We start from the raw sequence: 24,740 nt of genomic DNA on the forward strand, positions 1-24,740 counted from the left end.
GGCCAATACTTCGATCAAGAAAGCGGACTGCACTACAACCGCCATCGCTACTACAATCCGGATGTTGGTCGTTACCTCACGCCGGACCCGGTGAAGTTGGCGGGTGGGATCAATGCGTACCTGTACGTGCCCAATCCCACAGGATGGGTAGACCCGTCGGGTCTAAGCTCGTGCCCAGGTGGAGATGGCTGCAAACCAAGTACCAACGCTCAGAATCCAACAAAGAGCGCTGATCACGGAGAGCCTGCGTTACCGCAAGTGATTCGCGCGGAAAGACAGGCAAAAATAGATGTGCTTGCCGAATCAAATGCTCATCGGCGTTTATCGGAGCTCGAGGCATCAATTCCGGGGGCGCACTTTTTAGAAAAGCACGGCGCCCAAACGTCACTAGAATCTCAACTGGAGCGGGTAAAGACCGCTAGAAACCCTACCACAGGGGAAATTGAAACCTTCGACAGGGGGAGAAGAACGGGAGAACCACGGCCTCCCAGTGCAGCTACGCACTTTTTGAGCCACCGAGATCAGCTCAATGCGATTGATCGAGCAATTTTGATCTTCAAACTTAATGGTCGATCTTTAGCGTCAAAACCAATGCACATGGGGAAAATAGTCGGCGAAGGGTATAAAAGAGACAGAATGACCTATGGAAAACAAACAAAGGCAGTTGTACATTTAAATACTGATGGCCAGCCGATAACTGTCTACTCGGAGTTTGACAAATGAACAAAAAACCAGACTTAGAAATACTTCAAGGCCTGCTATTCACCTACAGCATAGAAAACACCAAGGATCTGAAACGAGAAGAAATAATAGTCTCAAAAGACATAAACAATGAAACTGAACTTTCAGAGCTTTTTGACGAACTGACAAAGCCAGACTTTCTTTCATACAGAGAGGACGAGCAAGAGTGGTTCATCGAAACCATTCAGCACTTCCTATCCGCAAACAACGATTTTGAATCTGTCTTTTATTTATTCGACACCTACTTTGAAGACAATATAATTGACAAGAGGGGCTTCATGAAAACACTGCTCAACTGCCTTAAGAAATATCAGGAAGACGCCAACACCATAAAAACCGACACTCACTTGAAACATAAATAAACACACTTTAGAGGCCCTGAACTCATTAGACGTTGACGACTGCCCGGCCCCTCTACTCTAAAGCGTTACACTCACTGACGCCGGACCCGGCGAAGTTGGCGGGAGGGATCAATGCTTACCAGTACGTGCTCAATCCCACAGGATGGATAGACCCATTAGGCTTAAGCACGTGCCCGAATGCGAATAGCTGTAAGTCACACACAACCACAGAAAATCCAAACACACAGGTAACGGTAGACGAGGGTATTTCCTCGCTACCAGTGTCAAGTAAAAAGCAAGCATATTTATATCGAGGAGACTCAAGACACCCAGACGAAATATTTGAAACCGGCTTTAATAGCAGAGGAAAAAGTACAAACCTTTACTTGCACACGCAAATAATGCGAGCCCACCAAGCAATTTTGTCAGCACATCAGTAGTACGAGAGCAAAGGCTGATGTTCGCAACATCCTTTGGACTCGAGGAAGGCTATTTTTACACCCTAAGAAAAATCCCAAGACGGGATGTCAACAAAAAGCTAGGCAATTTTTCAGACTATAAAAAAGAGCATGAAATTGCTATACCAAACGGTATAGACACCAAGGATATTCTAGGCGCCACACCCGTTCATGATGATGGAACACATAAAGGCTACTCACTAGTCAACCCAGATAGAAATAACTCATGAAAAAGCTCGATATCACCATCATCAAAAACGCGCAAAGAGAGACAGCTACGCTTGAACTCGACAGAACGACGTCAACGCTTTCCATAACATTCGCTGACGGCATGCAAAAAACATATTCCGACACAGACATATATACGTGCCTTGGATTAAAAATAAGAAAATTTAGTGAAATAACCTTTCTCTGTAAGGGCTCAAAAATAAATGTTTACCCTTCCGCAATGGTCTCACAGATGTCAAGCGGAGTAGTTGCTTATGAGGTAACAGTGGGCGACCCCGATGCAGAACTCGTCCGTATATTCGATTACGAAGAAAACAACCTCACAAACGATATCAATGAACAGATCGCTTACCGGCTTAAGTGGTCTGATTCTCTACAACGCAGTTAATACCGTTCATATATTTGACTATGAGGAGGAAAACCTGACAAACGATTCACAAGAACAGATTGACCTCTTTTAAAAACTGGCTGGCCTCTTTAGGTGCGCAGCGGCTCCAGTCCAGGCGATGGATGTTTTCAGGTAAATCGGCATCGTCTGTTGTGGGGCTGCTCTGCAGCCCAGCACAGGTCAAGCCTACTCACTACAATAAGCAGGTTCACCAGCCTTCTTTGAGCATCCGCAATTCCAGGTGCTGCAACAGCATGATGGTCTTGCCATCGGCAATCTCGCCGTTTTGCACCATTGCCAACGCCTCATCAAAGCCCAGTTCCAGCACTTCGATATCTTCGCCCTCCTCCTCCAGGCCGCCGCCAGCACTCACGCGGTCCCCTGGCTGATATTCGCCCATGAAGAAATGAATCCGCTCCGTCACCGACCCCGGGCTCATGAACGCCGCGAAAATCTTCTCCACGTGGCCCACGCGGTAGCCGGTCTCTTCTTCGGCTTCCAGGCGAATGCGCTCTTCGGGGCTGGCGTTATCCAGCAGCCCGGCTGCGGCCTCGATCAGGTAGCCGTGGTAGTCATTGACGAACGTCGGCATGCGAAACTGGCGAATCAGCAATACCGTGCGCTGTGCGCGGTTGTACAGCAGGATAGTCGCGCCGTTGCCCCGGTCGTACACCTCGCGGGTCTGGGCTTGCCAACTGCCGTCACGGCGGCGCAGGTCGAAGCTGTATTTTTTCAGCAGGTACCAGTTTTCCGAAAGGGTCTCTTCGGCGGTGATGCGAACGGGGCTGTTGTCCATGCTCGGTTTTCTCAAGAAAATGCCTGCGGTTGTTTGATGCGATCCCAGGCAGCAGCGACCTCTTGCGCATTGCTTGCCTTGATTCGAGCCAGGTCACGGGGGTATTGCACCCCTGGGTTTTCCGTGAAGCGCGTGGCGGTGAATTGGCCGTTGCTGGCCCGCAGGATGTACCCCGTGTCCTCGCACTGCGCGGATGCGAGAAAGACCACCCCCGGCGTCACCCATTCCGGCTTCAGTTCGTCCGGCGCGTCGGTCACACCCCACATGCGCGTCTTGGCGACCGGCGAGACCGCGTTGACTTTGATCCCAGCCTCCAAGCCCTCATGGCTCAACGCGTTCATGATGCCCAGTTGCGCCATCTTGCCGGCGCTGTAGGCCACCAGGCCGGTCTGCTCATACTGGGCGTACATGGCGCGGTCGGAGGTGGTGAGGATGATGCGTGGCGCGGATGAACGCAGCAGGTGCGGCCAGGCGTGCTTGCACAGCCACAGCGGGGCATAGAGGTTGATGCCCATCGCACGTTGCAGGAACGCGGCATCGAGGTCGGTGATGTTCTGGTAACCCACCCAGCCGGCGTTGTGGATCAGGATGTCGAGTTGCCCGAAGGCCTCGAGGGTGAACGCAATCAACTGCTGGCAACCCTCGTGGGTGGACAGGTCGCCACCATGCCCGATCACCGTCAGCCCTTCTGCCTGCAAGGCTTCTGCCGCCGCCTGAACCACCAAGCCGTCGCGGCCCGCACCCGCATTGTCAGCGCCGATATCGCTGATGACCACGCGCGCCCCGCCCTGCGCCAGCGCCCGTGCGTAACTGAGTCCCAAGCCGCGTGCGCCGCCCGTGACAATTGCGGTTTTGCCTGTGAAATCCATGTGCTAGCTCTCCTGTTCAGCCGCCTACCCTAACAACCCTCGTACGCGTTGTTCAATGCTGTAACACTTTGCAAGCAATCCCCATTTACGGCTGTCGAATTAATTCCTGCCCTCGCAAGCCATCTGGTAAAACCGCTGCTTCACCTTTTTCCTGGAACCTTCATGTCTTCTCGTTTTCTCTCGCGCCTGAGCCTGCGCTGGTTTCCCCTGTTGTGCATGGCGCTGTTGATCGTTGGCCTGCCGGTAGGGTGCGCTGTGTTGCAACACAAGGAGCGCGAACTGGTGTTTCGCATCGAACCGGGCACGGCCAGCTGGTACAGCGGCTTGCCCAAGGCCGTGCAGGAATTCGAACTCAAGCCCGCCAGTTTCAAATCGGGGCAGAATATTCATGGCTGGTGGTACCCGGCGGACAACAAGGACGCACCGGCAATCCTTTATCTGCACGGCGTGCGCTGGAACCTGACCGGGCAACTGTTTCGCATCGAGCAACTGCACGCCCTGGGCTATTCAGTACTGGCCATCGACTATCGCGGCTTCGGCCAGAGCCACGGCGAGCTGCCGTCGGAAACCACCGTGTACGAGGATGCACGCGTCGCCTGGGAGCGTTTCCAGGTACTGCAACCCGATCCGCAAAAACGCCTGATCTACGGACATTCCCTGGGCGGCGCGGTGGCCATCGACCTGGCTGCCGAGCTGGGCAAGCAGACACCGTTGCCAGTGCGCGGGCTGGTGATCGAGTCCACCTTTACCTCGCTGGCGGATGTGGCGACGGCCGTGGCAAATACCTCGTTGCCAGTGCGCTGGTTGTTGTCGCAGAAATTCGATTCCATCGACAAGATTGCCGACATCCGTATGCCGCTGCTGGTGGTGCACGGCCTTGAGGACCGCTACGTGCCGCCGCGTTTCAGCCAAGCATTATTTGAAGCCGCCCAGGAACCCAAGCGGCTGTTATTGGTGCCCGGCGCCAGCCATAACAACAGCATGAGCCTGGCCGGTCGCAGTTATGGCCAGGCGCTGGACAAACTGATGCAAGCGAAGATGCCGGCCCAGGTTGTCACGCACTCCACAGGTCGCAACGGCGACTCCTGAAAACGCTTTTCGGGACTGGGTTCGCGCATGCCTGTCAAGCGCAAACCCAGCCCATGCTGGGCCAGATCAGAAGTTGATCAAATATTGATCTTGGCTCAAATCGCCAACCCTGCCGGGGCTTCGCAAAGTTATCCACAGAGATACCCACGGTTTTCGTGGACAACTCTTTTTAATTATTTACGTTTTTTTTGCTCAGTAAATGCTTTCTGGAAATGTGCCCGGCAACAAAATCTCGCGATTCACCGTGCGTATATCGTTATAGCCGCACAGCGCCATGGTCACGTCCAACTCACGGGCGATAATCTCGAGCGCCTTGGTCACACCGGCCTCACCCATCGCTCCCAAACCATATAAATGCGGCCGCCCTATCATGGTGCCTTTCGCACCCAACGCCATCGCCTTGAGCACATCCTGGCCGGACCGAATGCCGCCATCAAGCCACACCTCGATGCGCTCGCCCACCGCCGCGACGATCGCCGGCAATTGGCTGATGCTCGACGGTGCGCCATCCAGCTGACGACCACCGTGATTGCTTACCACCAATGCGTCGGCGCCGGCGTTAGCTGCCAGGCGTGCGTCTTCCACATCGAGGATGCCCTTGATGATCAATTTGCCGCCCCAGCATTTCTTGATCCATTCCACATCGTCCCAGCTCAGGCGAGGGTCGAATTGCTGGGCGGTCCAGGACGATAGCGAACTCATGTCGGCCACCCCTTTGACATGCCCGACGATATTGCCAAAGCCGCGACGCGGGGTGCCGAGCATGCCCATTACCCAACGCGGCTTGGTGGCCATGTTGAGGATATTTGGCAAGGTCAGTTTTGGCGGCGCCGACAGGCCGTTGATCAGGTCCTTGTGGCGTTGGCCAAGGATCTGCAAGTCGAGGGTCAACACCAACGCATCCACACCGGCTGCCTTGGCGCGCTCGATCAATTGCTCGATGAAGGCGCGGTCGCGCATCACGTACAGCTGGAACCAGAAGGGCTTGCCAACGTGTTCGGCGATGTCTTCCAGCGAGCAGATGCTCATGGTCGACAAGGTGTAGCGCAGGCCAAACGCGGCAGCGGCGCGCGCGGTGAGTATCTCGCCATCGGCATGCTGCATGCCTGCCAGGCCGGTGGGTGCCAGCGCCACCGGCATGGCCATGTCCTGGCCGATCATGCTGGCGCGGATCGAACGCTCATCGATGTTGCGCGCCACGCGCTGGCGGAATTTGATGCTGGCAAAGTCGCTTTCATTGGCCCGGTAGGTGCTCTCAGTCCAGGAGCCGGAATCGGCGTAGTCGTAGAACATGCGTGGGACACGTTTCTGCGCAAGCTTGCGTAAGTCTTCGATGGTTGTAATCAACGACATCTAGGTCACCTCTCCCTGAACTGAATGCTGAGAGTAACCGCCCACCGGCCGCACAACCAGCCATTGCGTTTAGATCGTCGGGCGACTAATCTCGCATAAACACGCAAAAAGACGCACAATCATGCACAACACTCATCAGGCCATCGACCTGCCTTCTTTGCGCAAACAGAAGATCCTATTGCTGCTGGAGCGCGACGGTAAAGTCACCGCCTCGGAGTTGGTGGACCATTTTGCCGTGTCCCAGGACACCATCCGCCGCGACCTCGGTGAACTCGCCGCCGCAGGCCTGCTGCAACGCGTACACGGCGGTGCCCTGCCCCGGCCAAAGGACACCGGCAAAGACTTCTTCACCCGCGTCGGCGAGACCAACGAGGCCAAGCGCCACCTCGCCCGACTGGCCGCTGACCGCGTAGAAGATGGCCAGATCGTGCTGTTCGATTCCGGTTCCACCACTTTGCAGATCGCCCAGTCATTGCCGCGCTCCATCCGCCTGACCGTGGTCACGCCGTCGCCCATGATTGCCATCGCTTTGGCCGATCATCCCGATGTGACCGTGATACTCGCCGGCGGCCAACTCAACCCGGCGACCCTGTCCACCAGCGGTCATGAAACCGTGCGGCTGATCCAGGGCATCAAGGCCGACTTGCTGTTCACCGGCGTGTGCGCGCTGCACCCGCAAGTGGGCATCAGTTCGTTGCATTTTGATGAGGTGGCCGTCAAACAAGCCTTGCTCGACAGCGCGTCCCACGTGGTGGCGGTGACCATGGCAGACAAACTCGGTGCCGTGGAGCCCTTCGTCGTGGCGCCATGCAACCGTATCCACACGCTGATCACCGAATGGCATGTGCCGAGTGTGGAGGCGTATGAACAGCTAGGCTTGGAAGTGCTGCGGGTAGAGGTCGAGTAGGCACAGCGCATCAGGTGTTGCCAGGCCGCTGGCGGTGTTGTCGAAGATGCACCAGGTGGGGATGCCGTCCTCAACGGACGCGCTCAACAAGCGCGCATACGCCTGGACCCGCTCGGGCCCATAGGCGCTGTGATAGATACGCGGCGTTCCGTGCAGTCGCCAATAACGCACACCTTGCCAACCGGCGGGAGTATCTCCCGACGCAATCACCGGCGGGTCAGCGGCCACTCGCACGATCTGCAGGTCCTGCAACATCCCCTCGGCAGCAAGCCAACTCGCGTGCCGAGGCTCAAGCACGACGGCGCCCGCAAAACACTGACGCAGCGCCGTGAAAAAAGCGTTGGCCACGCCCGGTTCGTAGCTCAACGAAGGTGGTAACTGCACCAGCAGGCAACCCAGTTGGGCGCCCAGTTGACGGCATTGCCCAAGAAACTCGTCGAGTGCAGCTTCGCAGCCTTGCAGGCGCAATTCATGGGTGATGCGTTGGGGCACCTTGACCGAGAAGCGAAAGCCTGGCGGCGCCGATTGTGCCCACCGCGCATACGTCTTGGGCAGGTGCGGGCGATAGAACGAACTGTTGATCTCGACCGCATTGAAGCGCGAAGCATAGCGTTGCAAATGCGTGCCCTCGGCGGCAAATGCCCGCCACTGCTCACGCGGCAAACTCCAACCGGCGCAGCCCACAAACAAGGTTGCTGTCAAAACAGCACCTTGGCGGCATCGCGCATGAAAATCTCGATGGTCTTGGGCCCCACGCCGTCGAATGCCCCCAGGCGTTTTTCGAAGTCCGCGCGGCTCTCACTGGCATTGAGTATATGAGTGATCTTGCCGGCATATTCGGCGTTCAACTTGGCGCTGAGGTCGAGCAAGCGTTGCGCGGTGGTTTCGTCATAGCGCACGTAATGCGCGCGTCCGAGCATGGCCACCAACTCGCGCGACGTGCAATGTTGCAACTTGCGCGCCGTGTCGCGGCCCTGCTCTTCAACGATTTCCTTATAGGCCTGCGCGGCAATGGGTGCCTGGATACGCTTGCCCATGAGGAAACTGGCGATAAACCACTTGAACAGGCCGCTGTCATCGTCGGGCTTGAGTTCAATGCCCAACTCTGACGCGGTGATAGAACGAGCCATGCTCAGTGGCCCAGCTTGCGCTCGGCCTTGGCGGCCTGTTCGTTGATGGCATCGGTCTGGCGCTCAGTCTCCTTGATCGAGGTCGGCGTCACGACCTTGTCGACGGTTTCGGTCTTGGGATTCGGGCGCTCCAGGGTGTGGCCTTTCGTGGCTTTATCAGTGCCCTTCTGGGCCTCTTCAGAGCTGATAGGTGCAGGGGTTTTATCGGCAGTCATAGTCTGTCTCCAGTGAAATGAAGGCTCGCAGAAAGGGCGAGCACTTAAGCAGCAGAGGCTTGCCGGTTTGGATAGTTCAAGGAAATTGCCCGCGCCAACCGCCCGAGAAATAAGCGCAAATTAATTTAAACCTTTGCCGCCCGTGCCGGATCAACTCTCCCATATCCCATCCTTCGCTCACCCATCAGGAGATACTCGATCATGAGTTCACACCTCAACGGCAAGAAGATTCTGGTCATCACTTCCAACACCGGCATCGAGCGCGATGAACTGCTCAAGCCATTGGAAGCCTTGCGCGGTCATGGCGCCACGGTGACTCACGCTTCCAGCAAAGGTGGCACCACCCAGACCTTTGTCGGCGACACCGAAAAGGACAAGACCGTGGAGTCCGACGCGAAACTGTCCGAGGTTTCCGGCGCTGATTTCGATGCCCTGGTCATCCCCGGCGGCACCGTCAATGCCGACACCCTGCGCCAGGATACGGCGGCACAAACGCTCATCAATGAGTTCGTCAAAGCCGGTAAAACCGTGGCTGCCATCTGTCACGGCCCTTGGGCGCTGATCGATGCAGGGGTGATCAAAGGCAAGACGCTCACCTCCTACAAGAGCGTGCGCATCGATCTGGAAAACGCCGGCGCTGCCGGCTGGGTCGATACCGAAGTCAAGGAGTGCAAGGCCAATGGCTGGACCTTGATCACTTCGCGCACACCGGACGATCTGCCAGCATTCAATGAGGCAATCGCCAAGGCCGTAGCGGGCTGAGTAGTTGACCGTTGAACGAAAACAGGCGCCTCGAGGGCGCCTGTTTTTTATCTGCTTATGCTTCAGCTTTTACGATGCTCTGGCATTTCGCGTTTCGGCCCGAACATCGCCCAGGCTATCAAGCCCACCAACGGCACAAAGATCAGCACCACCAGCCACAGCCCCTTGGTCTCCCAGCCCCCGGTGCTGCGCAGTACGATATTGATCGCCCACAACTCCAAGAGCAGCAGAACCACTGCCAGCCCGATCCAGATATATTGAATTTCCATGCTTCACCTCCTAGGTCGTATTCCTTAGGTCAAGCATCGGCCGCGAGGGTTCATTAAAATTTGCGCAAATATCCCGGGGTGGTGGAATGCAACGCGCCACAACGCCAACCATGCAACCTGCACGACAGGCATGGCCACCCTACCCTCGCAGCCCTTTGAATTACTTGATGAATCACCGATAGCTCAAGTTGGTACAACTGATGCAACCGTTACTGGACGAGGCGTGCATTTCGACATGCCCTTGGTTCCCGTGAGGTGTCACCCATGAATGCCATTGATCTGCTCAAAGCCGACCACGAACGCGTGAAGACCCTGTTGACTCAATTGAGTGAGTCCACCGAGCGCGGAGTAAAAAAACGCACAGAGCTGCTGGCCAAGCTGGAAGCGGAAATCAGCCTGCATACCAAACTGGAAGAGGAAATCCTTTACCCTGCGTTCAGGAAGGCCGGCGGCAAGGAGCAGGACATCATGTACCACGAGGCCAAGGAGGAGCACCGCACAGTCGACTCGCTCGTGCTGCCGGACCTGAAGCAGACCGAGCCTTCGACCACGGAGTTTTCCGGCCGCGTCAAAGTGGTCAAGGAATTGTTGGAGCATCACATCGAGGAAGAAGAAACCGAGATGTTCCCGCAGGCTAAAAAGCTGCTGGGTAAAGCGCTGCTTGAAGAGTTGGGCGCCGAAATGGAAGCAATGAAGGCGGCGCATAAAAAATTGCAGTCGACCAAGTCGATGGCGGCTTGATCGCGGCCTGACGGAGCCTGGAATTGTTCCAGGCTCTTGATACACCCACACCATAGGGGATTGCGTCATGAAGACCACATCGTCCCAAAGGATTTTGCTCATCGTCGGCCTGTCAGCCCTGCTCTGCGGCCCCGCTTTCGCCGCATTTGGCGACAATCCCGAACCGTCCTCCAACGCCTTGAGTAGCGACAGCGCCCCTGGCTCCGCCCTGCCGCCGGGAACCTACCCCAGCAGCCCCTCCGACAGCGACAAGAAAACCGAAGACACGGACAAGCAGCCGAGTAAACCGGCCAAACCGGCGGACACTCACAAACCCAGCAAAGAAAAGCCCCGCTCAGGCAGTTGACGATCGGTAGACCTTGATCCGGGGAAAGCCCGCCGCTGCCAGCAGGTCGATGTCCCAGGCAACCAAGCGCTTGTCGGCGCTCACCACAGGCTGCCCGCGTTGCAGCAGGTGCGCACGCTTGCTGATGTGTTCACCCATGCGCAACGGCGGGCACCAGATGCGTGGGCCGTACACTCGGCAGCGCTGCAGGGCCACCACGCTGTCGGCACCCGCTGGCAGCGGCGAGCCGGTCAATACCCGTGCGGCTTGCCTGGCCTGCAATGGCATATCACGGCTGTCGGGTCCGACCAGCAGCAGATAGCCGCCGAGCTCCGGCACGTCAACCGCACGCAGGGCATAGCCGTCCAGGACGCTGATGTCGCGACCTGGCACATCGACGGGTGAAAACACCTCTTCGGCGGTCACCCGTCCAAGGGCCTGGGACAAGGCAATCATTTCGGTGCAGACGACACGGTGCTGAATCAGATCGTCCATGATCCAGGATCCGCGCACTGACACGCAAAAGACGCGTCTCGACGGCGAAGCAATTGCGCAAGGGACAAGGGCATGGCGTCTTCCTCCAGAACGTTCGTCACAGTGTGGGAACTGTTGCCGCGTCATCCCTTGACCGCGATCAACGAACAGGCGCGGCATGGCGCCGCACGCCAACCAAGGGGTGTTCGCCCAGGAAATCGGCATGGCCTGGTACGCGGCCGTGACGCTCTACGACCGAAACCCGATCGCCGTGACGGACGTTGCCGCGAGGGTTCGCCGGCCCCTCAGGGCACCGGCAACCAGCGACTGAACTCACCACGGGCATTCAATGGGCACCAGGCAAAGTCCCACTCCAAGCCTGGCAACGCTTGCTGTTCGGCGCCCGCCAGCGGAGCCCCCTTCCAGTCGAACACCGTTGCTCCCTGCCAGGCCAGGACCACACCCTGGGCCTGGCTGTCATCCGTGTCGACCCAACGCGCGGCTGCCGCTGCCATCAAGGCCTCGATCGGCTCGTCGTCGATCTGCGATCGGTACGACGAGCCCAACAGCCAACGGCAGACATGCAGGTGATAGGTCCAATCCTGTGGCGGCCGATTGCGATAGGCCCAGGTCATGAAGCTGCGAAACAGGTCCAGGCCCTCGGGTGGGTCGAGCTTGAGCAGCGCCGGGCAGATATCGAACAGCGTGTGCCAATAGGGCAACAGGCGTGCATCCAGGTGCACGAAATTGCGGGAATTGCTGGGGTATTCAGGCGGCGCAGGGTCGGCGTGCAGGCGACGGGACGCCTTGCTGACCAGGCGGCGGGCGCCTGCAGGCAACAGGTGGTTCATGAAGCGCACTCACAGTCTTGACGATGGAATGCCTCCCGGTCTCAGGAGGCCCAGGGCATACGTCAGGATGCAGGGGAAGCGCGGGGGTTGGCCGAGGGCCAGGAATAACGCGGCGGCGCCTTGTTGCGTCGCTCATGGCCCGGATGTGGGGGCTTTTCCAGGCCCAGCAGCCAGGCCAGTCCCACCAGGAACACCAACGCGACCGTCAGGGCGTTGCAGACGGGGCAGGTAAAGTAGTTCGAGATGTTGCCGGAGGATGGGCTGCCCAACCCTTTGTCGGAAAGTGGCGGCTGGCTGCCGTCCACCGAACAGAACGACCCGCCGATACCATTGAGTGCCTGGCCCATCATCTGCCCATGCCCCAAACCGCAGACGAACAGGTTCATCAGCACGCAGAAGTACAGGGCCCAGGCGATCAGGGAACGGTCAGGGTGGCTCAATTTCATGGCGGCGACTCTACCACCAGAGCCGCAAAAGGATGAAGCGCCGCATGCCCCTGTGGCAGAACGTCGCAGATTACGTGGCATGGCCAGGGTTGGTAGACTTGGCACCCTCAAAGCCTGATGGTTCGATCCAGAGCACTGCAGGCGTTTCACAGGATGCGCAGTTGATGAGTACGTTATTCACCCGCCGCAAAGTGCTGACCGGTATGGGCCTGCTGGGCCTGGGCAGCCTGCTGGGCGGCTGTGACTACAGCCCCAAGCTGAACTTCAAGTACGGCAAGGACTTGAGCGACAAGATCATGGGTCGCACCTTCAAGCTCAAGAACACCGACGGCGAAACCGTCACCCTGAGCTCCTACCGTGGCCTGATGCCGGTGGTGTTCTTCGGTTTTACCCAGTGCCCCGCCGTTTGCCCGACCACGCTGGCGCGCGCTGCCCAGGCCAAGAAGCTGATGGGCCGCGACGGCGAAATCATGCAGGTGGTGTTTATCACCCTGGACCCGGAACGCGACACGCCGGAGATTCTCGACAAGTACGTCAAGGCCTTCGACCCCAGCTTTGAAGCGCTGTACGGCACCCCGGAAGAAATCGCCGTGGCGGCCAAGGAATTCGGGATCTTTTATGAAAAGATCCCGGCCGGCGACACGTACACACTGTCCCACACCGCCACCAGTTTCGTGTTCGACACCCGTGGCAACCTGCGCCTGGGCCTGCAGGCATCCCTTACCGCTAAAGAGTGCGCAGAAGACCTGCTCACCGTCATGGAGGTCTGCTAATGACTGCCGTTCAACACCTCAAGCACACCCTCATCGGCATGACCCTGCTGGGCCTTGCGGCGCACGCCAGTGCCCAGGTGCAAGTGACCGACGCATGGGTACGCGCCACCGTGCCGGGCCAACCGTCCAGCGGTGCGTTCATGACCGTCACCGCCGACAGCGACAGCACGCTGCTGAGCGTGGCGTCGCCGGTGGCCAAGGACGTGCAGATCCATGAAATGAGCATGAAGGACGACGTGATGCGCATGGGCCCGGTGGACTCGGTGGCCCTGCCGGCCGGCAAGGCCGTGACCCTTGACCCCAATGGTTACCACGTGATGCTGATGGGCCTGACCGGCCAGATCAAGGAAGGCGACCAGGTGCCGCTGACCCTGACCGTGCAGAACGCCAAGGGCGAGAAGCAGGCGATTGACGTGACGGCCCCTGCCCGTGGCCTGGATGGAATGGATCACAGTAAGATGCACTGAGGTGTGCTGTGGTGAGCGGGCGTGCGCCGCTCACCACAGAACTCCGACGGGGCCTAGTCCAAAGGCAATGACACTTCGCCAATTCCTCCGGCGTTTGCTCGCTATCCAGCAGGCATGTACCACGAGCAATCGCTCAATCCACACTAAACAGCTTCTGCCCTATGCGGGTATTCTGCCGCCACCACGCTAAGGGATACACCAATGCAGATCGGCCCTGCCTTTGTGCTTCACGAAACCCGACACTGGCTGCTCAACCACCATTTGACTTCCGCATTGCCCGGTTACCTGATGCTGGGCGCCAAGGCACCGATCCACTCCCTGGCTGACATGTCGGAAGCGGCGCTGGCCGAACTGGGTGGTTTGCTGGCGACGACTCAGCGGGTGATGGAGGCGCAGTTGGAACCGAAGTGGCTGTACATCAGCCGGTATGGGCACATGCCGGGATTCCCGCTGCACTTTCATTTCATCCCCGTGTACGACTGGGTGGAGGAAGCGTTCTGGCGCGATGAGCGCTATCGGTTGCTGCAAGCCTTTGGCGCACAGGGCCAGGCGCAGGCATTGACCGATGGGGCCGAGTTGACCCTGTTTGTGTGGCGGGAGTTTGGGGAAAGCGCTACACCGCCGCAGGTTGAGGGAAAACCAGTCCATCAGGTGATCGCGCAATTGCGGGCGGCTTTTCGCTCGCAGTGAGACTTCCACAGTTGAGCTTCGTCGTGGCTCAAATTTGCGTCTACAAAGCAGATCTTCTGTGGGAGCTGTCGAGCTTTAGCGAGGCTGCGATAGCGGTGGGTCAAGCTACAGCAATGCCGGTCGGCACTCCGCTATCGCAGGCAAGCCAGCTCCCACAGTTGATCTTTGTTTCGGCTCAAATTCTGCCGATAAAGCAGCTCCCACCTGCCAAGCATTGCTCAATCAGGCATCCAGGTGTTTTTTCATCGGGACACAGGCCAACTGCAAGCCCGATGGCGAGTGATACATCGCCTGCTCGTCGCCCACATAACCGCACGCCCGATAGAAACTGGCCGCATTCAACGTCGAGTCCAGCACCAACGTTGACATGTCCAGCTCACGCGCCAGGTCCTCCAGAAACGCCAGCATCGCCTTGGCATAACCGCACCCGGTGTGATCCGGCAACACAAACAGCGCGCCCACTTCGTTATTGGCCAAGTCGAGCATTCCGGTAGCTACCGCCTCGCCGTTCACCCACCCCAGGTAAAACGGTTGATCCATCAGGGCGCCATAACCGTCTTCGGCTTTACCCCGCGTCCACAGCATCATTTGCTCGGATGTGTAGGCGCCGATGCATTGGCCGCGGATGGCCTGCAAGCGGATGTCGAATGCCACTTGGGCATCCGCGGGGGTGGCGCGTCTTATCTCCAGCATTTGAATCTCCCTACATGAAATCATCCTGCCACTAGCACACTTGTGCTAATCGACCCCTCGTCCCTGCGGCGCTATATTCCACGGCACTTCCAACGTTCCCAACACACCGCGCATTCATTGCGCGAGGGGTCGTTGCGCGCTGGAAAAACCCTAACAACCCCAAGGAAGAATCACCATGAAACTGCAACCCTCCGTTACCCGCCTCGCACTGCTGGCCACCCTGATCATCGGCGTCGCCGGCTGCAGCAATGTCAAACCCAGCGAAGACCACCTCAAGACCCTGTCGGAAACCAACCTGGGCGAGCCGGTCAAGCGTATCTCCAATGTGCGCAGCGACTCGATGACCACCTACTACATCGCCAGCGCCGCGTCCGGTGAGTACAACTGCTCCGTGCCCAGTGGCGCCAGCGGTGGCCTGTTCACGGTGGCCAGTTTTGGCCTGATGAAGCCTGCCGCGTACTGCCAGCCCAAAGGCGCACGGGGCAACGCACTGCAGGGTTTCACCCAGTAACCGTCTCTTGGCTCAGGTCCCGCAAGGTCCCGCGCAGTTCGGCGGGACGCACCGGCTTGGAGAGAATGGCGATCTGACGGTCGTGCAAGGCGGCCTGGATTTTCTCCACATCATGCCCGGTGAGGATCAGTGCCGGAACCGCCCAACCGCGCTGTTCCCGCAGGGCATCGATGCATTCGATACCGGTGGCGTGGTTACCCAAGTCATAGTCGGCGACGATGATGTCGCAGTCGCTGACCAGATCACGCCCCGACGACTCAGCCTGCACCTCGCAGCCCCAGCGCTCCAGCAGCGCCTGGGTGGCGAGCAGTACGTTGTGGTCATCCTCCACCAGGCACACCTTCAAACCGGTGAGCAGCCCGGCCTGGCGCGTATCGTCGCGCGGTGCCATTGCGCGCGGCGCGGTGGCCAGGGTCAGGCCATGCAGGCTCACGGAGGTGCCGTGGCCAACCCGAGAACGCAGGCTCACTTGCACGCCCATCAACTGCCCCAGGCGCTTGACGATAGACAGCCCCAGGCCCACGCCTTCGACGTCTTTGTCTCGCAGGTGGCGTACCCGATAAAACTCCTCGAAGACCTTGGACAGATGCTCCTCGGCAATCCCCCGGCCCCGGTCATGAATCTCCACCGCCAAGCCGCTGTCGCGAATGCGCACGCCGATCAGTACCGGGCGGTGCGCGCCATATTTAAAGCAATTGGACAGTACGTTCTGCACCATGGTCGCCAACAGCGCCGGGTCGACCAGCACCCAATGTGCACACGGCCGCAGGCGCAGTTCCACACCGGCCCAGCGCGCGGCCTCGGCGTTCTGGCGCACCAGGTCGGCAAGGAATTCGCCCAGGTGCACGGCCTGGTATTTGGGCAGCAGGCGACCGTTGTCGAGGGTGTAGAGGTCAAGAATCGAGCGGAACAATTGCGACACGTTAAGCAACGATCGGTCGATGTTGTCCACCAGGCGCCGTTCTTCATCGCCCAACCGGGCTTCGCGCAGGCACGCAGTGAACAGGCCGATGGAGTGGATGGGCTGGCGCAGGTCATGGCTGGCCTGGGCGAGAAAGCGGGATTTTTCCAGGTTGGCCGCAATGGCTTGCTCGGACGCCTTGCGCGTGCGCTCCAGCAGGATATGCGCGTACACCGGGATCACCGTGCTGGTGATCATCAGCATCAGCACCATGAAGGGTTGCGCCTGCCAGACCGGCGTGAGCCGATACACCACCAACAACGCCAGCAACGCCAATGCAGTGGCGATCGCCAGGTAGCGCGAGCCATAGCGCATGCCGTTGCCCAGGTTGACCCACACCATCACCGCATACAGCGGCAGTGCGGCTTCGCCACCGATCACCATGCCGAACGAGGTGCCGGTGTAGTCGTGGAGCATGCCGAGGATCCGCCGCGCCGGGTAATGCCCGGGCCACCGCGCGATCACCTGGCGCAGCGCGATGGAAGCCAACAGGAACAGCACGATATAGAGGATCACCGGCAGATAGGTGTCCACCGACTGTCCGGGCAGGAAGCACAGCGTGCCGATGTACACGATAGCGATGGTGGCCACCACGATGCGCAGGTTGGCCTGGTCGAGTTCGGAGTTGGTCTCAACACTCATGGTTTACGTCCTTGTGCGGCAATCAACAAATCCATCATGCGCCACAGGCAGGCCTCGTGCGCGGTGGTAAGGTAGCATGCCACGACACACCGCTGCCCCAGGGAGGAGCCCCCCATGACCGGCCGCATCATCATCGCCGATGATCACCCGATGTTTCGCGAGGGCATGCTGCGCACGGTGCAGCGCCTGCTGCCGGATGCCCTGGTGCAGGAAGCCGGCGACCTCGATGGCGTGCGCGCGCTGATCCACGAGGGCAGTGAGATCGACACGCTGATTCTCGACCTGCGCTTCCCCGGCCTGACCTGCATGAGCCAACTGGCCGAACTGCGCCAGCAGTTACGGCGCACCACGCTGATCGTGGTGTCGATGGTGGATGACCCGGCGCTGATCGATCAGGTGATGGCCCTGGGCGCGGACGGCTTCATCGGCAAGAACATTGCTCCCGACGAGATCGGCCAGGCGTTGCTCGCCATCCGCGACGGTGAAGTGCTGGTCAAGTTCGCGCCATCAGGCCTGCTGCCGCTGGACACCCACACCCTCACCGCCCGCCAGCAGGACGTGCTGCGCCTGATCGCCCAGGGCAAGACCAACAAGGAAATCGCCAAGGCCCTGGATATTTCGCCGTTTACCGTGCGTATCCATGTGTCGTCGCTGTTGCGCACCCTGGATGTGCCGTCGCGGGCCGCGGCCGCGGTGAAGTATTCCGGGGAGTTCTAGGCGTTTTCATCGCCGGGGCGGGTGAAGGAATAGCGGTCGATATCGGTGCGCAGATGCCAGCCCTGGCCTTGCCAATAGCGGGCGGCGCGGGTGTTGGTCTTGAACACGTCGAGGTGGCATTTGTGGATGCCCAGTTGCGCCAGCGCATCAAGGCAGCGTTGCGTCAACGCCTGCGCAATACCCTGGCGGCGATACTCCGGCAGCACCAGCAAATGCTGCAGGTACCCACGACGCCCGTCATGGCCGCACATCACGCAGGCAATCAACTGGCCTTCGGCTTCGGCGACAAAACTCATGCCGGGGTTGCGTGCCAGGTAGCGCTCGGTGGCGTCGCGGGAGTCGGCGTCGCGCAGGGAGATGCCGGGGGTGCCTTGCATAAGGGTGAGGACGGCGTCGTAGTCGGTCGAGGTCATCACGCGGATGTGGAACATGGGCTGGGCCTGGCTGGAATGGCCAGGCAGATTGGCACATTTTTGTGACGCGCCACAGCGCTCTGCATCCGATATTTATGCTCACTTCACAGCTTAATAATATTTTATTAATAACCGCCCTCCCCCTAGCCTTGAAGTCATGCCAACGCTGAATCCAACTGCATTACGCAAGGACAGAGACATGACTGAAGCACTAACAAAAACAGACACCCTGGTGGTGGGCGCCGGTCAGGCTGGCGTGGCCATGAGCGAACACCTGAGCAAGCAAGGCGTGCCGCACCTGGTGCTGGAGCGCAGCCGCATCGCCGAGCGTTGGCGCACAGGGCGCTGGGATTCGCTGGTGGCCAACGGTCCGGCCTGGCATGACCGGTTTCCCGGCCTGGAATTCGATACGGTCGCGCCGGACGGCTTTGCGCCAAAAGAACGCGTGGCCGATTACTTTGAAGCCTATGCCCGCAAGTTCAACGCACCGATCCGTACCGGCGTCGACGTGCTGTCGGTGGTCCGCAATGTCGGTCGTCCCGGCTTCACCGTGCACACCAGCGAAGGCGTGATCGAAGCCAACCGAGTGGTTGCCGCAACCGGGCCGTTCCAGAAGCCGGTCATTCCGGCCATCGCGCCGAAGGACACGGTGCTGCACCAGATCCACTCCGCCGATTATCGCAACCCTGCGCAACTGCCGGCCGGCGCCGTGCTGGTGGTGGGCGCGGGTTCGTCCGGCGTGCAGATCGCCGATGAATTGCAACGATCCGGGCGCCAGGTATACCTCTCGGTCGGGGCGCACGATCGTCCGCCGCGCGCCTACCGCAACCGCGACTTCTGCTGGTGGCTGGGCGTGCTGGGCGAATGGGACCAGGCGGCAATGAAGCCCGGCCGCGAGCACGTGACCATTGCGGTCAGCGGCGCACACGGCGGCAAGACCATCGACTTCCGTGAACTGGCCCAGCAAGGCATGACCCTGGTTGGCCTGACCCAGGCATTCAATGGCAACGTCGCCTCGTTCCAGCCGAACCTGGTGGAAAACCTCGCACGCGGCGATGAGAACTACCTGGCCCTGTTGGACGCCGCCGATGCCTATATCGAGCGCAACGGCCTGGACCTGCCGCTGGAACCCGAAGCCCGCCGGGTGTTTCCCGACGCAGACTGCATCAAAAACCCGATCCTGGAATTGGACCTGGCCAAGGCCGGTGTCACCTCGATCATCTGGGCCACGGGTTTCGCAGTGGACTACAGCTGGTTGAAAGTCGCTGCGTTTGACGCGGCCGGCAAGCCCCAGCACCAGCGTGGCGTGTCCAGCGAAGCCGGGATCTACTTCCTCGGCCTGCCGTGGCAATCGCGCCGTGGCTCGTCGTTTATCTGGGGTGTCTGGCACGACGCCAAATACGTCGCCGACCACATCGCCATCCAGCGTCAATACCTTGAATACCGCAACGCCGCCCCGGTGGCTCGCCCCTCCACTGTCAGCGCCTGATCACCTTATTACCGGAGTTTTTCTGATGCCTACTCACACTCGCATCCGCATGTTCAACACCAAGGAAACCTACCCCAACCAGAGCCTGGACAACGACCTGTGCCAGGCTGTGCGCGCCGGCAATACCGTGTACGTACGCGGCCAGGTGGGCACCGATTTCGAGGGAAACCTGGTTGGCCTGGGTGACCCGCGCGCCCAGGCCGAGCAAGCGATGAAAAACGTCAAGCAACTGCTGGAAGAAGCCGGCAGCGACCTCAGCCACATCGTCAAGACCACCACCTACCTGATCGACCCGCGCTACCGCGAGCCGGTGTACCAGGAAGTCGGCAAGTGGCTCAAGGGCGTGTTCCCGATCTCCACAGGCCTGGTGGTGTCGGCCCTCGGCCAGCCGCAATGGTTGATGGAAATCGATGTGATCGCCGTTATTCCCGAGTAAGGAGCCGCACATGACTTTTTCAATCGTCGGCCGCTGCGCCGATACCGGCCAGTTGGGCATTGCCATCAGCTCATCGAGCATTGCCGTGGGCGCGCGCTGCCCGTGGCTGCGGCCGGGTGTGGGGGCGGTGTCGACCCAGAACATCACCTTGCCGGCCCTGGGCCCGGACGTGCTTGACCTGCTGGAACAAGGCCTGGCACCCGCCGAGGCCATCGACACGGCCCTGACTCGCAACGGCTATAGCCAGTACCGGCAGTTGACGGCGATTGATCACCTGGGTCGCAGTGTGCATTTCAGCGGCAGCGAAACCCTCGGCACCCACAACGCGGTGTCGGGCGAGCAGTGCGTGGCGGCAGGCAACATGCTTGCCGATCGCGCCGTGATCGAGGCAATGGTCGGCGCCTTCGAGCACGGTGAAGGCCAATTGGCGGACCGGCTGCTGGCAGCGATGCATGCCGCCATTGCCGCCGGGGGCGAAGCCGGCCCGGTGCATTCCGCCGCGCTCGTGGTGGTGGGCGAACTGACCTGGCCGATTATCAACCTGCGGGTGGATTGGGCCGATGAACAGCCGATACTCGCGCTGCAAAAGCTTTGGGACGCCTATCGCCCACAAGTGCAGGACTACATCGATCGCGCCCTCGCCCCGGATCGCTCGCCCGGCTACGGCGTGGCCGGAGACGACCGATGAGTGCCAGCCGCGACCTGCTGCAGACACTGGTGGGGTTCGATACCACCAGCCGTGAGTCCAACCTGCAACTGATCGAGTTCGTGCATGATTACCTGGCAGGGTTTGGCGTGGCCTGCGAGCGGGTCTATAACCCAGAGCGCAGCAAGGCCAACCTGTTCGCCAGCATTGGCCCCGTAGACACACCGGGCATTGTGCTGTCGGGCCATACCGATGTGGTGCCGGTAGACGGCCAACCCTGGACAGTGCCGCCGTTCGCGTTGACCGAACGCGACGGCAAGCTGTTTGGCCGGGGCACCGCCGACATGAAAGGCTATATCGCCTGCGTCTTGGCGCTGGTGCCGGCATTGGTCGAGGCACCGCTGCGGATGCCGGTGCACATCGCCCTGTCGTATGACGAAGAAGTCGGTTGCCTGGGCGTGCGCTCGCTGCTCGCGGTCCTGGAGCAACGCCCGGTCAAACCCATGCTGTGCATCATCGGCGAACCGACCGAACTCAAGCCGGTGCTTGGCCACAAGGGCAAGCTGGCGATGCGCTGTGATGTGCACGGCGAGGCCTGTCATTCGGCCTATGCGCCGTATGGAGTGAATGCCATCGAGCATGCGGCAGACCTGATCAATGAACTGGGACACATCGGGCAGCGGTTGCGAGCCATCCAGGACCCCCGCTTTGATCCGCCCTTCAGCACGGTCCAGACCGGTGTGATCAGCGGGGGCAAGGCGCTGAATATCGTGCCGGCAGACTGCCAGTTTGATTTCGAAGTGCGTGCGCTGCCGTCACAGGATCCGGCCGAGGTGGCTGAGGCGCTCAAGGCTTACGCCGCGCAGCAGGTGTTACCGCGCATGCAAGCCGTGAGTGCGCAGAGTGCGATCCGCTTTACCGAGTTGTCGGCGTACCCCGGGCTGGTCACGGATGAGCGCAGCCAGGCCGCGCAGTTGATTGCAGCGTTCTGTGGCTCGCGAGAATTCGGCACAGTGGCGTTTGGGACCGAAGGCGGCCTGTTCGATGCGGTGGGCATTCCCACGGTGGTGTGCGGGCCGGGCAGCATGGACCAGGGGCATAAGCCGGATGAGTTCGTCAGCGTGGCACAGCTGCAAGGCTGCGATGCCATGTTGCAACGGCTACTCGTGGCGGTTGCTGGCTAACGCATCCAGGCGTTCATGACAAGGTCGGCGTTGGCGCGATGCCCGTCGACCCGCGCTCGATCAACTGCACTTCCAGCATCGGGGGGCCGTCACAGGCGCGCCCCGCCAGGCGTTCGATCAAGTACTGCGCCGCCATTTCGCCTATCTGCCGATCCGGCACCCGGACTGTCGTCAAGGCAGGATGGCTATGGGCAGCGATCTCGATGTCGTCGAACCCACAGATGGACAGTTGGCCGGGCACGGCGATGCCCAGTGCCTGGGCTTCCAGCAGCGCGCCGAAGGCAAGCATGTCATTGCCGCAAATGATCGCGGTGGGCGGCGGTTGCTGGCTCATGATGTGTTTGAGGCTGGCTCGGGCGAAGGCCACGCGGCCCTCGTTGAGGCTCTCGGTGCGGATTGCCTGGTGCTGGGGCCGCAGGGCAAGCCCTTGCTCGGCGAGCGTGGCGTGCACCGCTTGCAGGCGGGCGTGAATCCGGCCGTTGTCGGCCACCGACTGGAAAATGATGCCAAACCGTTGGTGCCCCAACGCCAGCAGGCGCCGGGTAATCATTGCGTAGGCTTGCCCATGGTCAAACCCGGCACAAGGGTGTCGCGACCCGGCGCGCTTGCCAAAGGTGACCACGTAAGGCGTGCCTTTGGCCTCCAACTGCTCAAAGAGCGCATCGGGATAATCGTCGCCCAGCAACGCCAGCGCATCGACGCCGCGCGCCAACATCCCCCTGGCCTGCCGATACCCCTCGGCCGGATCGTAGGATGAGCATGCGACAAACACTGCCAACCCTTGCGCCCCCAAGCGATTCTGGAACGCCTGCAACTGCTGGTGGAATTTTTCATGCTCCAGTGTCGGCACAATCGCGCCAATGGTGTACGAGCGCCTTGACACCAGGGACCGCGCCGCCGCGTTGGGCACCCAGTCCAGTTGGTCGATGGCCGCTCGGACCTTGGCGCGGGTTTTCTCGCTGACACGCTGGGGCTCGTTCAAATAGCGCGAGACCGTCGCGGTGGACACCTTGGCGACGCGGGCAACGTCGGCCAATACCGGTTCCTGGGTCGCAAGGTGATGAGGGGTATCGAGGGTCGGGGCGTCTGGGGCAGGCATGAGCGGCTTCAGGTCAAAAGTAAGCGTTGCGCACAACCTAAGCCGGGCAGCTTTTGCCGTCAACGAATCGTTGACAGCCAGCGAGCCTGAAACCTAGGATGTAAGCGCTAGACAAAAACAAAAAAGACCCTTAGACCCTGCCTAAACTGGTCATTAACTGTTACAGCTAAAGCGTCTGGCTAACCTAACAACGGATATGACAAACGATTACATAACGCTCTGCGCCAACCTGTAGGCAGGCCATCGCGCAGGCATGCACAAGCGCTCAAAACAATAAAAAGAGACATGATCATGAGCCAGACTTCTGCACACCCGGTTGCGCCACCGCGCATTCGGCGCCAACAAACCCTCGCCCTCAGCCTCCTGGTGCTCAGCGGCATCATCAATTACCTCGACCGTGGCACCCTGGCTGTCGCCAATGAATTCGTGCGCGCCGACCTGGGCCTGTCGCTTGGCGAAATGGGCATCCTGCTCTCGGCGTTCTCTTGGAGCTATGCACTGTGCCAGCTACCGGTCGGTGCCCTGGTAGACCGGGTCGGGCCGCGTTGGCTGCTGGGCGGCGGCCTTGTGCTGTGGTCCCTGGCCCAGGCGGCTGGCGGCCTCATGTCGAGCTTTGGCTGGTTCGTCCTGGCCCGCGTGCTGCTGGGTATTGGCGAGTCGCCGCAATTTCCTTCTGCCGCGCGGGTAGTCAGCAATTGGTTTCCTCTGCGTGCTCGCGGCACACCGACCGGGATCTTCAACTCAGCGTCGCCGCTGGGCATTGCCCTGGCGCCGTTGTGCCTTTCGGCGTTGATCGCGGCACTCGACTGGCGCTGGGCGTTCTATCTCACTGGCGCCGCGGGCCTGGTAGTGGCGGTGGTCTGGCTGGCGGTGTACCGCGACCCGGTCAAGGAGGCCCTGACCGAGGAAGAGCGTCGTTATTTGTACAGTGATGAGCCCACGCCGCACATCGTCGCCCCCAAGGTCACGTTTGCCGACTGGCGCTCGCTGTTCGGCCATGCGACGACGTGGGGCATGATGATCGGCTTCATGGGGTCGGTGTACTTGAACTGGGTCTACCTCACCTGGTTGCCTGGCTACCTGCGCACGGCCCGGCACATGAGCCTGGAGATGACGGGCGTGGCCGCTGCCATTCCCTTTCTTTGTGGTTTTATCGGCGCACTGGTCGCCGGCTGGGTGTCCGACCGCATCACCCGGCGCAGCGAAACCGCCGTACTGGGGCGTCGTAATGCCATGGTCGTGGCGATGCTGGGCATGGTCGTCTTCACTGTCCCGGCGGCGCTGGTAGACAGCAACGTGATCGCCGTGGCCTGCATTTGCGTGGTGATCTTCCTGGCCAATGCCTCCTCGGCCTGTGCCTGGTCGCTGGCCACGGCAGTGGCGCCGGGCAATCGCGTGGCATCGCTGGGTTCGATCCAGAACTTCGGCGGCTTCCTGGGTGGCGCGCTGGCGCCCATCCTGACTGGGTTCATTGCCCAGACCTGGTCATTTGTACCTGCACTGCTCACCGGAGCCGCCATCGCATTGGTGGGCGCCATGTCTTACCTGTTCCTGGTCCGCAACCCCATCCCCGACACCCCATCAACGCCGTTGGCCGATGCCACCGTGGCGGCTCATCCATGAACATTTACCCAGA

The 24,740-nt window shown here is 60.2% G+C and carries 33 protein-coding genes and 1 pseudogene; 20 read left to right on the forward strand and 14 right to left on the reverse strand.

Features of this window, described 5'->3' with window-relative positions:
* From CQ002_RS26435 to CQ002_RS26445, 5 genes and pseudogenes are all read left to right on the forward strand, one after another.
* A partial coding sequence (locus CQ002_RS26435) for an RHS repeat-associated core domain-containing protein (RefSeq protein WP_146117488.1) occupies positions 1-723 on the forward strand: 723 nt, incomplete at its 5' end.
* On the forward strand, positions 720-1,103 hold the full coding sequence (locus CQ002_RS26440; RefSeq protein ID WP_034106320.1) for a hypothetical protein: 384 nt from the start codon (positions 720-722) through the stop codon (positions 1,101-1,103). The genes CQ002_RS26435 and CQ002_RS26440, both read left to right, overlap by 4 nt.
* Before the next feature lie 260 nt (positions 1,104-1,363).
* Positions 1,364-1,522: a hypothetical protein gene (locus CQ002_RS29005; protein ID WP_158260148.1), complete on the forward strand. Its 159-nt coding sequence runs from the start codon at positions 1,364-1,366 to the stop codon at positions 1,520-1,522.
* Positions 1,492-1,770 (forward strand): annotated as a pseudogene (locus CQ002_RS28235) (enterotoxin A family protein); the annotation flags it as partial. The gene CQ002_RS29005 and the pseudogene CQ002_RS28235, both read left to right, overlap by 31 nt.
* Positions 1,767-2,156, forward strand: a complete 390-nt coding sequence (locus CQ002_RS26445; protein ID WP_105162424.1) for a hypothetical protein — start codon at positions 1,767-1,769, stop codon at positions 2,154-2,156. The pseudogene CQ002_RS28235 and the gene CQ002_RS26445, both read left to right, overlap by 4 nt.
* A 208-nt stretch (positions 2,157-2,364) precedes the next feature.
* On the opposite strand, the gene CQ002_RS26450 is transcribed toward CQ002_RS26445, so the two are convergent.
* Both CQ002_RS26450 and CQ002_RS26455 read right to left on the reverse strand, forming a co-directional pair.
* Complete coding sequence (locus CQ002_RS26450; protein ID WP_105162425.1) at positions 2,365-2,952, reverse strand: NUDIX domain-containing protein; 588 nt, start codon at positions 2,950-2,952, stop codon at positions 2,365-2,367.
* Between the two features lie 11 nt (positions 2,953-2,963).
* Positions 2,964-3,821, reverse strand: a complete 858-nt coding sequence (locus CQ002_RS26455) for an SDR family NAD(P)-dependent oxidoreductase (protein WP_105162426.1) — start codon at positions 3,819-3,821, stop codon at positions 2,964-2,966.
* A gap of 162 nt (positions 3,822-3,983) precedes the next feature.
* On the opposite strand from CQ002_RS26455, the gene CQ002_RS26460 reads away from it, so the two are divergent.
* Positions 3,984-4,910: an alpha/beta hydrolase gene (locus CQ002_RS26460; RefSeq protein WP_034106324.1), complete on the forward strand. Its 927-nt coding sequence runs from the start codon at positions 3,984-3,986 to the stop codon at positions 4,908-4,910.
* Positions 4,911-5,102: 192 nt separating this feature from the next.
* Here the strand turns inward: CQ002_RS26460 and CQ002_RS26465 are convergent, their stop codons facing one another.
* Positions 5,103-6,263: an alpha-hydroxy acid oxidase gene (locus CQ002_RS26465; protein ID WP_069077558.1), complete on the reverse strand. Its 1,161-nt coding sequence runs from the start codon at positions 6,261-6,263 to the stop codon at positions 5,103-5,105.
* Positions 6,264-6,384: 121 nt separating this feature from the next.
* Between CQ002_RS26465 and CQ002_RS26470 the strand changes: the two genes are divergently transcribed.
* Positions 6,385-7,170, forward strand: coding sequence for a DeoR/GlpR family DNA-binding transcription regulator (locus CQ002_RS26470; protein WP_034106328.1), 786 nt, complete (start codon positions 6,385-6,387; stop codon positions 7,168-7,170).
* Here CQ002_RS26470 and CQ002_RS26475 read toward each other — a convergent pair.
* The 3 genes from CQ002_RS26475 to CQ002_RS26485 are packed head-to-tail and all read right to left on the reverse strand — an operon-like array spanning position 7,135 to position 8,515.
* Positions 7,135-7,872 (reverse strand): DUF72 domain-containing protein, encoded by a 738-nt coding sequence (locus tag CQ002_RS26475; protein ID WP_105162427.1) that lies wholly within the window; start codon positions 7,870-7,872, stop codon positions 7,135-7,137. The genes CQ002_RS26470 and CQ002_RS26475 overlap by 36 nt on opposite strands.
* Complete coding sequence (locus CQ002_RS26480) at positions 7,869-8,300, reverse strand: hypothetical protein (RefSeq protein ID WP_034106329.1); 432 nt, start codon at positions 8,298-8,300, stop codon at positions 7,869-7,871. Before CQ002_RS26480 ends, CQ002_RS26475 begins: the two co-directional genes overlap by 4 nt.
* A 2-nt stretch (positions 8,301-8,302) precedes the next feature.
* Positions 8,303-8,515, reverse strand: a complete 213-nt coding sequence (locus CQ002_RS26485) for a hypothetical protein (RefSeq protein WP_034106331.1) — start codon at positions 8,513-8,515, stop codon at positions 8,303-8,305.
* Positions 8,516-8,716: 201 nt separating this feature from the next.
* Here CQ002_RS26485 and CQ002_RS26490 point away from each other — a divergent pair, with 201 nt between their 5' ends.
* Positions 8,717-9,277: a type 1 glutamine amidotransferase domain-containing protein gene (locus CQ002_RS26490; RefSeq protein ID WP_098466714.1), complete on the forward strand. Its 561-nt coding sequence runs from the start codon at positions 8,717-8,719 to the stop codon at positions 9,275-9,277.
* Positions 9,278-9,339: 62 nt separating this feature from the next.
* Here CQ002_RS26490 and CQ002_RS26495 read toward each other — a convergent pair whose 3' ends face one another.
* Positions 9,340-9,546 carry a PLDc N-terminal domain-containing protein gene (locus tag CQ002_RS26495; RefSeq protein ID WP_034106335.1) on the reverse strand — a complete coding sequence of 69 codons (207 nt, stop codon included), beginning with the start codon at positions 9,544-9,546 and terminating at the stop codon, positions 9,340-9,342.
* Positions 9,547-9,810: 264 nt separating this feature from the next.
* Here CQ002_RS26495 and CQ002_RS26500 point away from each other — a divergent pair, with 264 nt between their 5' ends.
* Both CQ002_RS26500 and CQ002_RS26505 read left to right on the forward strand, forming a co-directional pair.
* On the forward strand, positions 9,811-10,287 hold the full coding sequence (locus tag CQ002_RS26500) for a hemerythrin domain-containing protein (protein WP_034106336.1): 477 nt from the start codon (positions 9,811-9,813) through the stop codon (positions 10,285-10,287).
* A 67-nt stretch (positions 10,288-10,354) separates the two neighbouring features.
* Positions 10,355-10,633: a hypothetical protein gene (locus tag CQ002_RS26505; RefSeq protein ID WP_034106338.1), complete on the forward strand. Its 279-nt coding sequence runs from the start codon at positions 10,355-10,357 to the stop codon at positions 10,631-10,633.
* Here the strand turns inward: CQ002_RS26505 and CQ002_RS26510 are convergent.
* The 3 genes from CQ002_RS26510 to CQ002_RS26520 all read right to left on the reverse strand — a co-directional run bounded on the left by CQ002_RS26510 (position 10,622) and on the right by CQ002_RS26520 (position 12,383).
* Positions 10,622-11,107 carry a hypothetical protein gene (locus tag CQ002_RS26510; protein WP_052211120.1) on the reverse strand — a complete coding sequence of 162 codons (486 nt, stop codon included), beginning with the start codon at positions 11,105-11,107 and terminating at the stop codon, positions 10,622-10,624. The two genes, CQ002_RS26505 and CQ002_RS26510, sit on opposite strands and share 12 nt — an antisense overlap.
* A gap of 284 nt (positions 11,108-11,391) precedes the next feature.
* Positions 11,392-11,937, reverse strand: coding sequence for a putative natural product biosynthesis protein (locus CQ002_RS26515; RefSeq protein ID WP_105162428.1), 546 nt, complete (start codon positions 11,935-11,937; stop codon positions 11,392-11,394).
* A 62-nt stretch (positions 11,938-11,999) separates the two neighbouring features.
* The gene (locus tag CQ002_RS26520) at positions 12,000-12,383 is read right to left on the reverse strand and encodes a DUF2946 domain-containing protein (RefSeq protein ID WP_034106342.1); all 384 of its coding nucleotides are present in this window, start codon (positions 12,381-12,383) and stop codon (positions 12,000-12,002) included.
* A 164-nt stretch (positions 12,384-12,547) separates the two neighbouring features.
* Between CQ002_RS26520 and CQ002_RS26525 the strand changes: the two genes are divergently transcribed.
* From CQ002_RS26525 to CQ002_RS26535, 3 genes are all read left to right on the forward strand, one after another.
* A complete protein-coding gene (locus CQ002_RS26525; protein ID WP_034106413.1) occupies positions 12,548-13,156 on the forward strand; it encodes an SCO family protein in 609 nt (202 codons plus the stop codon).
* Positions 13,156-13,623 carry a copper chaperone PCu(A)C gene (locus tag CQ002_RS26530; protein ID WP_034106344.1) on the forward strand — a complete coding sequence of 156 codons (468 nt, stop codon included), beginning with the start codon at positions 13,156-13,158 and terminating at the stop codon, positions 13,621-13,623. The genes CQ002_RS26525 and CQ002_RS26530 overlap by 1 nt, the downstream gene beginning before the upstream one ends.
* A gap of 201 nt (positions 13,624-13,824) precedes the next feature.
* Positions 13,825-14,313 (forward strand): HIT family protein, encoded by a 489-nt coding sequence (locus tag CQ002_RS26535; protein ID WP_105162429.1) that lies wholly within the window; start codon positions 13,825-13,827, stop codon positions 14,311-14,313.
* Between the two features lie 222 nt (positions 14,314-14,535).
* Here CQ002_RS26535 and CQ002_RS26540 read toward each other — a convergent pair whose 3' ends face one another.
* Positions 14,536-15,006, reverse strand: a complete 471-nt coding sequence (locus CQ002_RS26540) for a GNAT family N-acetyltransferase (RefSeq protein WP_105162430.1) — start codon at positions 15,004-15,006, stop codon at positions 14,536-14,538.
* Between the two features lie 175 nt (positions 15,007-15,181).
* On the opposite strand from CQ002_RS26540, the gene CQ002_RS26545 reads away from it, so the two are divergent.
* Positions 15,182-15,517, forward strand: coding sequence for a hypothetical protein (locus tag CQ002_RS26545; protein WP_034106350.1), 336 nt, complete (start codon positions 15,182-15,184; stop codon positions 15,515-15,517).
* Here CQ002_RS26545 and CQ002_RS26550 read toward each other — a convergent pair.
* The gene (locus CQ002_RS26550; RefSeq protein WP_105162431.1) at positions 15,507-17,120 is read right to left on the reverse strand and encodes a hybrid sensor histidine kinase/response regulator; all 1,614 of its coding nucleotides are present in this window, start codon (positions 17,118-17,120) and stop codon (positions 15,507-15,509) included. The two genes, CQ002_RS26545 and CQ002_RS26550, sit on opposite strands and share 11 nt — an antisense overlap.
* A 114-nt stretch (positions 17,121-17,234) precedes the next feature.
* Here CQ002_RS26550 and CQ002_RS26555 point away from each other — a divergent pair, with 114 nt between their 5' ends.
* Positions 17,235-17,837 carry a response regulator transcription factor gene (locus tag CQ002_RS26555; RefSeq protein WP_034106355.1) on the forward strand — a complete coding sequence of 201 codons (603 nt, stop codon included), beginning with the start codon at positions 17,235-17,237 and terminating at the stop codon, positions 17,835-17,837.
* Here the strand turns inward: CQ002_RS26555 and CQ002_RS26560 are convergent.
* Positions 17,834-18,268 carry a GNAT family N-acetyltransferase gene (locus tag CQ002_RS26560; protein ID WP_034106357.1) on the reverse strand — a complete coding sequence of 145 codons (435 nt, stop codon included), beginning with the start codon at positions 18,266-18,268 and terminating at the stop codon, positions 17,834-17,836. The two genes, CQ002_RS26555 and CQ002_RS26560, sit on opposite strands and share 4 nt — an antisense overlap.
* A gap of 139 nt (positions 18,269-18,407) precedes the next feature.
* Here CQ002_RS26560 and CQ002_RS26565 point away from each other — a divergent pair, with 139 nt between their 5' ends.
* Genes CQ002_RS26565 through argE form a run of 4 tightly spaced genes read left to right on the forward strand, consistent with a single transcriptional unit; the run spans position 18,408 to position 22,005 of the window.
* On the forward strand, positions 18,408-19,739 hold the full coding sequence (locus tag CQ002_RS26565) for a flavin-containing monooxygenase (RefSeq protein ID WP_371919475.1): 1,332 nt from the start codon (positions 18,408-18,410) through the stop codon (positions 19,737-19,739).
* Between the two features lie 25 nt (positions 19,740-19,764).
* The gene (locus CQ002_RS26570; RefSeq protein WP_034106361.1) at positions 19,765-20,175 is read left to right on the forward strand and encodes a RidA family protein; all 411 of its coding nucleotides are present in this window, start codon (positions 19,765-19,767) and stop codon (positions 20,173-20,175) included.
* A gap of 10 nt (positions 20,176-20,185) precedes the next feature.
* Positions 20,186-20,863, forward strand: a complete 678-nt coding sequence (locus tag CQ002_RS26575) for a DUF1028 domain-containing protein (protein ID WP_098466722.1) — start codon at positions 20,186-20,188, stop codon at positions 20,861-20,863.
* Complete coding sequence (gene argE, locus CQ002_RS26580; RefSeq protein ID WP_034106365.1) at positions 20,860-22,005, forward strand: acetylornithine deacetylase; 1,146 nt, start codon at positions 20,860-20,862, stop codon at positions 22,003-22,005. Before CQ002_RS26575 ends, argE begins: the two co-directional genes overlap by 4 nt.
* 13 nt (positions 22,006-22,018) lie before the next feature.
* Here argE and CQ002_RS26585 read toward each other — a convergent pair whose 3' ends face one another.
* Positions 22,019-23,104, reverse strand: coding sequence for a LacI family DNA-binding transcriptional regulator (locus CQ002_RS26585; protein WP_105162432.1), 1,086 nt, complete (start codon positions 23,102-23,104; stop codon positions 22,019-22,021).
* A gap of 291 nt (positions 23,105-23,395) precedes the next feature.
* Here CQ002_RS26585 and CQ002_RS26590 point away from each other — a divergent pair, with 291 nt between their 5' ends.
* Positions 23,396-24,727, forward strand: coding sequence for an MFS transporter (locus tag CQ002_RS26590; RefSeq protein WP_105162433.1), 1,332 nt, complete (start codon positions 23,396-23,398; stop codon positions 24,725-24,727).
* Positions 24,728-24,740: the final 13 nt, after the last annotated feature.

This window comes from Pseudomonas sp. MYb13 (genome assembly GCF_002980075.1).
In the GTDB taxonomy this organism is placed as follows: Bacteria; Pseudomonadota; Gammaproteobacteria; order Pseudomonadales; family Pseudomonadaceae; genus Aquipseudomonas; species Aquipseudomonas lurida.